Below are 11,721 nucleotides of genomic sequence, written 5' to 3'. Positions count from 1 at the left end.
CCGAGCCGGCGGTTGGCGAGGAACACCCCGATGCCGAGCGCCATCGCGAGGGTGGCGTGGTCGCTGACGAAGGAGAACCCGGCGTCCGGCCCGACGTTCACACCGCCGAGCACTTCGAGGCCCTCGTGCGCGACGAACGGCCGCGGCCGCGCCACGAAACCGCGCAGCGGCACGTTCACCAGGAGCGCGAGCGCGGCGGCCAGCGGGGCCCACACCAGCGCGGCGAACGACTCGGCGGCGGCCGCCTCGTCCTGCCGGCGCGCTCCGCGCCAACACCACAGCACGAGCAGGACCATGGCCAGCGGCAGGCCGTAGGAGGCGAGGAGGGCGACGCCCCGGTCGAGCCAGTCGGGGGCGTTCCGGGGCGATGCTGTTGATCCGGTACAGCAGGCTGACATCCACATTCGGCCCACCGGTCGTGAGTCCAGCCATGTGACGCGGCCCCTTGCTTGCCTAGGTCCCGTGGGGACGCACAGCGGCGTGCGCCCTCTCAACCCCCCCCGTCGATCAATCCCCGTGACCATGGAACGCCCGTACTACGGGCATGGTTCCACTCTCCACCGGATGATCACGTCAACGTTATCCAAGAGTGACCCATCGTCGCAGCTCAGGGCCTGTGCTTCACGGAGAGCTACGAGGGCTTCGGAGCGCCCGGCGACCGCTCCGGAAGCGCCTCCGCCCCTCCTTCGTCACCCTGGTCGCGCCGAAGTAGTCCGGGGTGTCGATCTTGTCGAACCGGATGACGGCTCCGGTGTACGGGGCGTTGATCATGTATCCGCCGCCCACGTACAGCCGACGTGCCGGATCTCCCGAGAGTTCGTCAGATCGTCGGAGAAGAACACCAGATCACCGGGGAGCAGTTCGTTCCGCGAGGGGTGCGACCCGGCGTTGTACTGGTCGTTGGCCACGCGCGGCAGCTCGACCCGACGGACTCGTACGCCGCCTTGGTCAGCCCGGAACAGTCGAACCGCCCGTTGTCCGCGGCCGTCCCGTCGCCACCCCACAAGTACGGCGTCCCCAGCTGCTTCTGCGCGAAGTACACCGCCCGGCGGCCTGCTGCGAGGGCGACACCCGCCCGACGGGGCGTTCGAAGGTCTTCGCCAGGGAGCGGATGTCCTTCACGTACCCCTGCGTCTCCTTGTAGGGAGGCACTCCGTCGTACTTGATGACCGCGTACGCACCCGCGTTGTAGGCCGCGAACATGTTCGACGTGGCGTCACCCGGCACGCCCGCCACGTCCTTGGCCAGCTCGCAGTCGTACGAAGCCGCCGAGGGGATGGCGTCGTTGGGATCCCAGATGTCCCGGTCCCCGTCACCGTCCCCGTCGATGCCGTGACCCGCCCACGTAGGGGGATGAACTGCGCGATCCCCGCGCGTCGGCCGGACTGACGGCCTTCGGGTCCCAGCCGCTCTCGGAGTACAGCTGGGCCGCGAGCAGCGCGGGGGTCAGCGCCGGGCAGAGGGTGCCCCACTTCTGCACCAAGGCCTGGTACTTCTCCGGCACGCGCCCTTGACCAGTCCGAGGGGCCGGCCTCCGCCCCCACCGGCGAGACCGGCCGCGGCCGAGTAGGTGCCCACCACGAGGAGCACGAGGAAGCCCAGACAGAGACCGATCCCGATTCCGCCCGCCATCCAGAATCTGCGCATCCGTCAACACTCCCCCATCCCCGTCGCCTTAACGTGCGAATCGCCCGTGTCCAGGCTTACTACCCCACTCGGAAGCCCGAGCAGCCGATGCTCGTGTACTTCGTGGGGTCATCCTCGACGTGATAGAAGACCAGCGTCCAGTCTCCCGGGTCGTTGGTGGCGGGCACAGCGGGGTACGTCTTGCCCGCGTGTGTGATCCGCGAAGTTCGTCCGGATACTTGAGGCTCAGGAACTCGCCCGAGGGCCACTTGGCCGTAGAATGTCGATCGGCTTGCTCGTGAACCCGACGCTCTTGTTGTCCATTTTGAAGGGCTTGCCCGTCTCCAAGTCCAGATCGTGCGGGGACCTGACAGCCACCGACACGTAATACGGATCGGGCTTGGTCGGCTTCATCTCCGCGTACTTGAATCCGCATCTCGATGGTCGTGGAGTTCCCCGAGACTTTGGCGGTGGTCTGGAAGTCCGCGCCGGCGGCTTCTGCTCGGCGGGCTGGTTGCACTGCCCAAACGCCATGGGCGGCCATCTCCGGATCAGCCGACGGCTTCCAGAAGTAGTGCGAGATCTGTTGTTTCTCGATGTACGTGCCGGGGCCTGGCTCCGCGTGGAAGCAACGGCGTTGCCGTGCCGCTGCCGCAGAGGACGCCGAAGGCTGCGGGGCCCCGCCGGCCCTGCCGGAGCCGCGGGCTCTGCGAGGGCGTCCTGCCCCACCCCGCGCCTGCTCGTCCCGTCACCGCCACCGTCGAGCGGAAGCAGCTGCAGGCCGCCAGCGCGAGTGCTGCGGTCACGGCACAGCGCGACCGCCAAGCGTGCGGCGGCTCGCCGGCGGACGGGCCCGCGGCGGCTGAGCCGGCCTGGGTCGGACGTACGGTAGCCGGCCCTGCGTGCGCATCTCGTGCAGCGGCCACGGTTCCCGAGCGCCCCCAGCGCCGTGTACACCGGGTCGTCCACCAGCGCGTCGCGCACCCGCACAGCCGGATCACTCCGCCGGACTCGGGCGCGCGGCGGGGTCTTGGCCACGCAGGCCTCGATCAGAGCCGCCAGCCCCGGCTCCACCCCGAGCACGTCGACCGGCTCGTGCACCGCCGGTAACCACCGTCGACGCCACCCCGGTGCCGAACGGCGGACGCCCCGTGGCGCGTACGCCAGCGTCGCGCCGAGCGCGAACACATCGGCCGCCGCCCCCGTCTCACCCTTCAGCAGCACCTCCGGAGCCGTGTAGCCGGGCGTGCCGGGAGCCTGCCCGTCCTGGGTGAGCTCCGTCGCGCCGACCCCGCGTGCGATGCCGAAGTCGATCAGCTGGGGTCCCTGCGCGCCCAGGATGACGTTCTGCGGCTTCAGGTCCCGGTGCGTGACCCCGTACGCGTGCACACTCGCCAGACCCTCGCCAGTGCCGCGCCCAGCCGTCGGCAGGTCTGCGGGGGGCAACGCCCCCGGGCGCCGATCGCGTTGCCGAGCGTGGGTCCCGCAACGTACTCGGTGGCCAGCCAGAACGGGGCCGACTCCAACGAGGCGTCAATCAGGTTCGCCGTGTAGGCCGAGCGGACCGCCCGTACCGTCTGCGCCTCCCGCCGAAACGGGCCAGCGCCTCGGGGTGCCCGGTGATCTCCTCACGCACGACCTTGACGGCCACCAGGCGTCCGCCGGGTGACCGCCCTAGGTACACTGCCCCATCCGCGGCCCCGAGCCGGGCCAGCAGTGCGTGCGTGCCTATGTACGCGGGGTCGTGTCTCTCAACGGCTCCATCCGCACGAGCTGCCATACGGATTCCCAGGCAGCCAAGGGGGTTGACCCCTGCCGGACCACCCCTCACCCGCCCGCGCGCTCACCGCGCCGCACGAACAGGCTCTGCACCCCCGCCCGATCGGCCCTTCTCGTCGTGCAGCCGGGCGTCCGCCAGCCCGATGCCGCCCGCGTCCACGCTCGTCCGCGCCTCGACGCACACCCACTCCCCCACGGGATGCCGGTGCAGATGGACCGTCAGGTCCCCGTTCACGAAGACGAACCGCCCGAAGTCCATCACCGCCGCGATCCCGTTCCCGAATCCGCGGCGACCAGCACCGGTCCAGCGGCCGGACCGCCTCCCCGGCGACCAGCGGCACGCGCATCCGCATCCAGCAGGTCCCGGCCCCGGCTCGGTGAAGGCCCCTTCCGTGAACCGGGCCTCCATCGAGGAGTGGTACCCGTCTCCCACGGCACGGGAAGAACGGCGCCACCCCGCCTCCCCCGGCGGCGGCACCTGCGCCCCCTGGCCACCGCGGGCACCGGCTCCCCCGCCACCCTGATCCGCAGCGCCCGCGCCAGCATCACCGGCGCGTCCGCCCCGGCCGGGGTGAGCGCCGCCTCGACCAGCTCCGTGCCCCGCCCCGCCGCAGCACCGAGGTGGCCACCGCCAGCTCCCCGATCGGCACCGGCCGCAGGATCTCGTACGTGATCCGCGCGACCCGCATGTCCCCGCGCGCCCCCGCCCGCTCCTCCACCGCCCGCCCGAGCAGCGCGGCCGGCGGCCCCGCGTGCTGCGCGCCCGGGTCCCACGGCCCGCGCGTCGCTTCGGTGGCCCGGAAGCGGCCCTCGCCGATCCGTTCGTAGAACCCGTCCTCAGCACCCATGCCGCCGCACGCTACCCACAGGTAACCCCGGCACCAGCCCCTCACCGCACCCGCCTCAGCGAGCCAGGCCCAGCCCGACCCCGAGCCCCACCAGCACCGACCCGATCGCCCGGTTCAGCGCCTTCTGCGCCCTGAGCATCCGATCGCGCAGCGCGGAGTGGGAGAAGAACAGCGCCACCGCCCCGAACCACACCAGGTGCGCCCCCGACATGAACAGCCCGTACCCGGCCTGCCGCCACGCCGCCGTGTCCGGACCCACCACCTGCGTGAACGTGGAAACGACGAACAGCGTCGTCTTCGGATTGAGCACATTGGTCAAGAACCCCGACCTCAGCGCCCCCAGCCGCGTCAGCTCCGGCTTCGACTCCAGGTCCACGGTGAGCTCGGCCCTCGCCCGGAAGGTACGGATCCCGATCCACACCAGGTACGCGGCCCCCGCCAGCTTGATCGCCGTGAACAGGGCCGTCGACGAGGCGATCAGCAGCCCCACCCCGAGCATGGTGTACGAGACGTGCACCAGCACCCCGGCCGCGACCCCCGCGGCCGCGAACAGCCCGGTGGACCTCCCGTACAGATAACTGTTGCGCACGACCATCGCGAAGTCCGCCCCCGGACTCACGACGGCCAGCAGCGTAATGACGGCAACCGCGATCACTTCTGTCATGCACGGATGCTCACCTCCCCCGTCCGCGGATCAAGACCCTCTCAAGCGACAATGGACGGGTGTCCAGCTCTCCTCGCCCCGCCCTTCCCGCGCTCCCCTCCTCCAGGCCGACTGCGCGAACTGCTTCGCGCTCTGCTGCGTCGCCCTGCCCTTCGCCAAGTCCGCCGACTTCGCCGTGAACAAGGCCGCCGGCAGCCCCTGCAAGAACCTCCGCCAGGACTTCCGCTGCGGCATCCACACCGGCCTGCGCGACCAGGGCTTCCCGGGCTGCACGGTCTTCGACTGCTTCGGCGCCGGCCAGCAGATCTCCCAGGTCACCTTCGAGGGCCGCGACTGGCGCACCCACCCCGGGACCCGGCAGGCGATGTTCGACGCCTTCCCGGTCATGCGCCAGCTCCACGAACTCCTCTTCTACCTCTCCGCCGCCCTCGGCATCCCGGCGGCCGCCCCGCTCCACCCGCCCTGCGCGAGCTCCTCACCAGGACCGAAGCCCTCACCCGGGCGGACGCGGACACCCTCACCGCCCTCGACGTCCCCGCCCTCCGCCAGGAGATCAACACCCTCCTCCTCAAGACCAGCGAACTGGCCCGCGCCAAGACCCCGGGCCGCAAGAAGAACCACCGCGGCGCCGACCTGATGGGCGCCCGCCTCGCCGGAGCCGACCTCCGCGGCGCCAACCTGCGCGGCGCCTACCTGATCGCCGCCGACCTCACCCGCGCCGACCTCCGCGGCGCCGACCTGATCGGCGCCGACCTCCGCGACACCAGCCTCCGCGGCGCCGACCTCCGCGACACCCTCTTCCTCACCCAGCCCCAGCTGAACGCCGCCCAGGGCGACGCCGCCACCCGCATCCCCGGCCACCTCACCCGCCCCGCCCACTGGAACTGACCCCGCCCGGCAGACACCCGCCCGGCGCCCGGCGCCCGCCCCGCCCCCGTGCGCCCCGCACGCACCCGCACGCCCCCCGGGCGCCACGACCGTGCCACACCCACGGCGCGCCACCCCCGAGCCGCCAGTCATTGCCCGAGGTCACCCCCCGTGATACACAGAGTGACCAGGTCAGGCCATGCGTACGACCGCACACACGCGCACACACGTGCGCGCCCGCACCCCCATGCACCCGCACGCACGGCCCGATACCCGGGACATCGGGTAAAGAGACCGGCCAAGTCGACGACGGCCGACGTTTCATCAGCGAAGATAGTGCGTGACCCCTGCCATCGGGCACGGGCTACCGGAACTACCCATACAGGGGCGGTGAGTTACATGATCCTGGCAGCCGAAAAGGGCGACATCACCACCATCATCGGCGGAATCGCCCCGAACTGGGGGCCGTTCGGCAGTCTCGGCAACGAAGCGAAGGTCATGATCGAGGTCATCATGGCCGTGGCGATCCTCCTCTGCCTCGGCATCGCCATCTGGGGCGCCGCCAAGCAGCGCATCGGCGCCACCGCACTGCGCGACACGTTCAGCGCGGAACAGGGCAAGGGCCTGATCGTGGCCGGGCTCACCGGAGTCTTCATCATCGGCTCCCTCGGCACCCTCTTCACGATCGTCTACGGAATGGCCGTCTAGCAGAACCACCGCGGCCGGCCGCACCCTGATGAGGAATCACCACACCGCGCCTGCGCGGAAACGAGCGCTACCGTCGTACGACGCGGAGGGGCGGACGACAGGCAATGAGCAACGACGACCAGTACGGCGGGGGCGCCGTCGGCGGAACGGGCCAGACCCGCACCCGCCTCCCGGACTCCCCCTCCGACCCCTACGGCACCCCCCGCCGCACCCCCCGCGCCTCACGCGGCCTGATCACGGTGGTCGGTGTCGTGGTCCTGCTCATCTCCGCCATCGCGTTCGCGAACCGCTCCCAGGACACCCCCCAACCCCCACCTCGAACAAACCCCCACCACCAACGCCACCGCCCCCACGGGCACGGCCCCGGTCACCAAGGGCTTCGCCCACAACGAACAGGGCGCCCAGTCCGCAGCCGCGAACTACGCGGTGGCCCTGGGTTCCGACGGCATGTTCAGAAAGGACACCCGGCACGCGATCACCGACGGTGTCTACACCGTCGAAGCCGCCGCGCGCCTCAAGGCCCCTCAGGACGCCGCGTACTCACCGGCGTTCCTCGCCAAACTCGGACTCGACCCGAACGGCAACCCGCCCAGGCCAACACCTTCATCAGCCGGACCGTCCCCGTGGGCACCCGGGTCGACAGCTACGCCCCGGGCGCCGCCCGGATCTCGGTCTGGGCCACCGGCCTCATCGGCATGTCCGGGGAGAAGTCCACCGACCCCGTCCGGACCACCTGGAAGACCTGGGTCTTCGACCTGGTCTGGTCCGGCGACGACTGGAAGATCGCCGCCGACAGCCAGCAGGACGGACCCGCCCCCGTGCCCGGCGACGTACCCGCATCGTCAGCCGACGACATCAGCAAGGCAACCAAGGAGTTCGGAGGGTTCACCTATGCCCGCTAGCCTCCGGCTCCGCACCGCCGGGGTCATCGCGTCCGCCCATCTGGCCGTCGTGGCACTGGCGACACGTTCCTACGCCGCGCCCACACCGCCTGGCTCTCCCTCTGCCGTCCCCTCCCCTTCGGCAACGGCAACGGCGCGGGCGAACGAGGACTGCAAGCTCCTCGTCGGCTCGGCCAAGGACTACTGCGAGAAGGGTGACGGCGGCACCGGCGGCAGCGGCGGCAAAGCAGGCCTCTCCAACGACCCCACCGACGCCCTCAACCCCCTCGCCTCCCTCGCCCGCGGCTGCGCCGACGCGGCCGCCTGGATCGTCGGGAAGCTCAGCGAAGCCGTCAAGGGCACCGCCAACGTCGACTTCACCAACCCCGCCTTCCTCCAGCAGTACGCCGTCGTCTTCGCCGCCAGCACCGTCCTCACCCTCGTCCTGTGGCTCCTGGCCGTCGCCAAGCGCGCCATCCGCGGCGTCCCCCTCTCCACCGCCCTCTCCGAGGCCATCGGCTTCCTCTGGCTGACCGTCCTCGCCTCCGCCTTCACCCCCCTGATCCTCTACACCGTCGTCTCCGCCACCGACGGCGTCACCGACGTCATCGCCTCCGCCACCGGCAGCCAGAGCGACGTCTTCTTCGGCTCCTTCACCGACGCCCTCAAGAAGGGCGACGACATCGGCGGCGGCCCGATCATGCTCATCGTCGTCGCCCTCGTCACCGTCCTCGCCGCCGGCGTCCTCTGGCTCGAGCTCGTCATCCGCGCCGCCCTCCTCTACGTCGGCGCCCTCCTCGGCACCGTCGTCTACGCCGGACTCGTCGACCGCAACATGTGGGGCCACGTCCGCCGCTGGGCCGGCATCATGATCGCCGTCATCCTCGTGAAGCCGGTCATCGTCATCGTCCTCGGCCTCGCCGGCGCCCTCGCCGGCAACAAGGGCCCGGGCGCCTTCTCCGCCGTCGTCTCCGGCCTCGCCATCATCCTCCTGGCGATCTTCGCCTCCGCCATGATCTACCGCTTCGTCCCCGGCTTCGGCGACGAGATCGCCTCCGCCCGCAGCAACCGCAAGCAGGCCACCGACGGAGCCCAGGCAGCCGCCGTCATCAGCTCCCCGGCCTCCCTCGTCTCCCAGGGCATCAAGACCCACAGCAGCCGCGGCGGCGCCCACCGCGCCGGCGGCGGCAACGGCCCCACCGGCGGCGACGCCAACCAGATCTCCGGAGGCATGGCCGCCCACAGCAGCCGCGGCTCCGGCAGCGGGACCGGCAGCGGAAGCGTCCCGCCCGCCGCACCCCCGCCCCGCACTGGCTCGAGTACGAGGAACACAGGAGGTGACGGGCGTTGACGACCCAGTCCCACCAGCTCCACCCGGTCGCGCCCCGCCGCACGTATCTCATCGGCCGGGCCCGGCCGAACGCGATCGTCGGCAAGAACCGCGAAACCGGCGAGATCGCCCTGATCATCGTCGGCGCGTTCCTCGGCATGATGAGCGGACTGCTCGTCCCCGACCTCACCCTGCGCATCGTCGCCCTCGCCGGCTTCCCGCTGCTCGCCCTCGCCGCCGTGTACGTCCCCTACAAGGGCCGCACCTTCTACCGGTGGTTCGAGATCAACCGCAGCTACAAGCGCACCCTGCGCCGCGGCACCACCTACCGCTCAGCCGCCATGGAAGCCGGCACCCGCGCCGCCGACGGCCGCGAGGTCGAGGTCGGCCCGCCCCCCGGCATCGGCCGCATCAACTGGCTCGCCGCCCCCTTCGGCCCCGACGAGATCGCCGTCCTCCTCCACGCCGACCGCAGAACCGTCACCGCCGCCATCGAGATCGAAGGCCCCGGCGTCGGCCTGCGCGACAGCGAGGACCAGGAAGCCCTCGTCGACCGCTTCGGCACCCTCCTCAAGCACGTCGCCAACGGCGACGGCTTCGTCACCCGCCTCCAGATGCTCGCCCGCACCCTCCCCGCCGACCCCGACGCCCACGCCAAGGACGTCGCCCAGCGCGGCAACGCCGCCGCCCCCGGCTGGCTGCGCGACTCCTACGACCAGCTCCAGTCGATGGTCTCCACCTCCTCGGAGCAGCACCGCGCCTACCTCGTCGCCTGCATGCACTACACCCGCGAGCTCGCCGCCGAGGCCAACACCATCGCCCGCGCCGGCAGCACCAAGGGCCGCAAGCTCGACCGCGACGCCGGCCTCGCCATCGTCATGGCCCGCGAGCTGACCGACATCTGCGCCCGCCTCGCCGAAGCCGACATCCGCGTCCGCCAGCCCCTCGGCCAGGGACGTCTGTCCTCCCTCGTGCACTCCATGTACGATCCGGACCACCCGATCGACCACATCCAGGCCATGACCAAGCGCAACGCCTGGCCCGCCGAGCTCGACGCCGTGGAGCCCACCTACCTCCAGGCCAAGACCCGCGAATCCTCCACCCGCGCCCCCTGGTGCCACGCCACCGCGTGGATCAAGGAATGGCCGATGACCCCCGTCGGCGTGAACTTCCTGGCCCCCCTCCTCGTCCACACCCCGGACGTCATCCGCACCGTCGCCGTCACCATGGACCTCGAACCCACCGAGATCGCCATCGAGCGCATGCTGACGGAGAAGACCAACGACGAGGCCGACGCCTCCCGCGCCGCCAAGATGAACCGCACGGTCGACCCCCGCGACATCGCCGCCCACGGCCGGCTCGACCAGAGGGGTGAAGATCTCGCCAGCGGCGCTGCCGGGGTCAACCTCGTCGGGTACATCACGGTGTCCTCCCGTTCCCCCGAAGCCCTCGCCCGCGACAAGCGCACCATCCGCGCCTCCGCCGGCAAGTCCTACCTGAAACTCGAGTGGTGCGACCGCGAGCACCACCGCGCCTTCGTCAACACCTTGCCGTTCGCCACCGGCATCCGACGCTAGCTGGAAGGAATGGCCGCCATGCGAGATCCCATGTCCGCGCTGACGGACGCCTTCACCAGCTTCCTCTTCGGCAAGGTCGAGACCACCCGCCTGCCCGTCCGCACCTCCACCGGCCAGGCCCAGGCCGTCTACCTGCCCACCGCCGCCCCCGGCCTCGGCGACTCCGGTGTGATCATCGGCCGCGAGGTATACAGCGGCAAGGGCTACATCTACGACCCCTTCCAGCTCTACGGCCAGCAGCTCCCGGCCCCCCACTGGCTCGTCCTCGGCGAATCCGGCAACGGCAAGTCCGCCCTGGAGAAGACCTACGTCCTGCGCCAGCTCCGCTTCCGCGACCGCCAGGTCGTCGTCCTCGACGCCCAGGGCGAAGACGGCGTCGGCGAATGGAACCTCATCGCGGAAGCCCTGGGGATAACCCCCATCCGCCTGGACCCCATCGCCGCCAACGACGACGGGATCCGCCTCAACCCCCTCGACCCGGCGATCACCACGACCGGCCAGCTCGCGCTGCTCCGCACCATCATCGAGGTGGCGATGGGCCACGGCCTGGACGAACGCTCCGGCTTCGCCCTCAAGGTCGCGCACGCCTACGTCGTCGACACCATCCGCGACCGCCAGCCCGTCCTCACCGACATCGTCGAGCAGCTGCGCCACCCCGAACCCGAGTCCGCCCTCGCCATGAACGTCGACATAGACGACGTACGGGCCTGGGGCCTCGACGTCGCGCTCGTCCTCGACCGCCTCGTGGACGGCGACCTGCGCGGCATGTTCGACGGCCCCACGACGGTCGGCATCGACCTCGACGCCCCCCTGATCGTCTTCGACCTCTCCCACATCGACCGCAACTCCATCGCCATGCCCATCCTCATGGCGATCGTCGGCGTGTGGCTGGAACACACCTGGATCCGCCCCGACCGGAAAAAACGGATCTTCCTGGTCGAAGAGGCCTGGCACATCATCAACAGCCCGTTCGTGGCCCAGCTCTTCCAGCGCCTGCTGAAGTTCGGCCGCCGACTCGGCCTGTCCTTCGTCGCCGTCGTCCACCACCTCTCCGACGTCGTCGACGGAGCCGCCGCCCGCGAGGCCGCGGCCATCCTCAAGATGGCCTCGACCCGCACCATCTACGCCCAGAAGGCCGACGAGGCCCGCGCCACGGGCCGCGTCCTCGGCCTGCCACGCTGGGCGGTGGAGATCATCCCGACCCTCACCCCCGGCATCGCCGTCTGGGACGTCAACGGCAACGTGCAGGTCGTCAAACACCTGATCACCGAGACCGAACGCCCCCTCGTCTACACCGACCGCGCGATGACGGAGTCCTCCGCGCCCCAGCAGCTCCCCGAGGACCTGCTGGCCGCGGAACTCGAAGCGGAGGAACGCGCCCTGTACATCGAACGCCAGCGGGGCGGCGGCCCCGGATCCGCGACCACGGTGGCCTGACCGA

9 protein-coding genes and 3 pseudogenes are annotated in these 11,721 nt (G+C 71.0%); 6 read left to right on the top strand and 6 right to left on the bottom strand.

Features of this window, described 5'->3' with window-relative positions; translation table 11 throughout:
* The 6 genes and pseudogenes from B4U46_RS19105 to B4U46_RS19085 all read right to left on the bottom strand — a co-directional run.
* Positions 1-404: pseudogene (locus B4U46_RS19105) on the bottom strand (hypothetical protein); the annotation flags it as partial.
* A gap of 217 nt (positions 405-621) precedes the next feature.
* Positions 622-1,632 (bottom strand): annotated as a pseudogene (locus B4U46_RS19100) (NlpC/P60 family protein).
* A 240-nt stretch (positions 1,633-1,872) separates the two neighbouring features.
* Positions 1,873-3,072, bottom strand: a complete 1,200-nt coding sequence (locus B4U46_RS19095) for a serine/threonine-protein kinase (RefSeq protein ID WP_237292995.1) — start codon at positions 3,070-3,072, stop codon at positions 1,873-1,875.
* A 397-nt stretch (positions 3,073-3,469) separates the two neighbouring features.
* Positions 3,470-3,814, bottom strand: coding sequence for a hypothetical protein (locus B4U46_RS40350; RefSeq protein ID WP_335755400.1), 345 nt, complete (start codon positions 3,812-3,814; stop codon positions 3,470-3,472).
* A gap of 136 nt (positions 3,815-3,950) precedes the next feature.
* Positions 3,951-4,253, bottom strand: a complete 303-nt coding sequence (locus B4U46_RS39115; RefSeq protein ID WP_237292992.1) for an acyl-CoA thioesterase domain-containing protein — start codon at positions 4,251-4,253, stop codon at positions 3,951-3,953.
* Positions 4,254-4,308: 55 nt separating this feature from the next.
* Positions 4,309-4,917, bottom strand: a complete 609-nt coding sequence (locus tag B4U46_RS19085; protein WP_079428962.1) for a LysE family transporter — start codon at positions 4,915-4,917, stop codon at positions 4,309-4,311.
* On the opposite strand from B4U46_RS19085, the pseudogene B4U46_RS19080 reads away from it, so the two are divergent.
* The 6 genes and pseudogenes from B4U46_RS19080 (at position 4,916) to B4U46_RS19055 (ending at position 11,717) form a co-directional block, all read left to right on the top strand.
* A pseudogene (locus tag B4U46_RS19080) lies at positions 4,916-5,805 on the top strand (pentapeptide repeat-containing protein). The gene B4U46_RS19085 and the pseudogene B4U46_RS19080 overlap by 2 nt on opposite strands.
* Positions 5,806-6,183: 378 nt before the next feature.
* Entirely contained in the window at positions 6,184-6,492 is a 309-nt protein-coding gene (locus B4U46_RS19075; protein ID WP_042818271.1) for a hypothetical protein, read from the top strand.
* A gap of 623 nt (positions 6,493-7,115) precedes the next feature.
* Entirely contained in the window at positions 7,116-7,394 is a 279-nt protein-coding gene (locus B4U46_RS40345) for a hypothetical protein (RefSeq protein ID WP_335755399.1), read from the top strand.
* Entirely contained in the window at positions 7,384-8,724 is a 1,341-nt protein-coding gene (locus B4U46_RS19065; RefSeq protein WP_185117213.1) for a hypothetical protein, read from the top strand. Before B4U46_RS40345 ends, B4U46_RS19065 begins: the two co-directional genes overlap by 11 nt.
* Entirely contained in the window at positions 8,721-10,280 is a 1,560-nt protein-coding gene (locus B4U46_RS19060; protein ID WP_079428961.1) for an SCO6880 family protein, read from the top strand. Before B4U46_RS19065 ends, B4U46_RS19060 begins: the two co-directional genes overlap by 4 nt.
* An 18-nt stretch (positions 10,281-10,298) precedes the next feature.
* Complete coding sequence (locus B4U46_RS19055) at positions 10,299-11,717, top strand: ATP-binding protein (protein WP_079428960.1); 1,419 nt, start codon at positions 10,299-10,301, stop codon at positions 11,715-11,717.
* Positions 11,718-11,721 lie beyond the last annotated feature (4 nt).

The organism is Streptomyces katrae (assembly GCF_002028425.1).
GTDB lineage: Bacteria > Actinomycetota > Actinomycetes > Streptomycetales > Streptomycetaceae > Streptomyces > Streptomyces katrae_A.
The sequence above is the reverse complement of the archived record's forward strand: the minus strand, read 5'-3'. Positions and strand labels throughout refer to the sequence as shown.

Coding starts and splice junctions, on each gene's coding strand:
- B4U46_RS19075 (WP_042818271.1), top strand. CDS start 6,184: ATGATCCTGGCAGCCGAAAAGGGCGACATCACCACCATCATCGGCGGA.
- B4U46_RS19055 (WP_079428960.1), top strand. CDS start 10,299: ATGCGAGATCCCATGTCCGCGCTGACGGACGCCTTCACCAGCTTCCTC.
- B4U46_RS40350 (WP_335755400.1), bottom strand. CDS start 3,814: ATGGAGGCCCGGTTCACGGAAGGGGCCTTCACCGAGCCGGGGCCGGGA.
- B4U46_RS19065 (WP_185117213.1), top strand. CDS start 7,384: ATGCCCGCTAGCCTCCGGCTCCGCACCGCCGGGGTCATCGCGTCCGCC.
- B4U46_RS39115 (WP_237292992.1), bottom strand. CDS start 4,253: ATGGGTGCTGAGGACGGGTTCTACGAACGGATCGGCGAGGGCCGCTTC.
- B4U46_RS19085 (WP_079428962.1), bottom strand. CDS start 4,917: ATGACAGAAGTGATCGCGGTTGCCGTCATTACGCTGCTGGCCGTCGTG.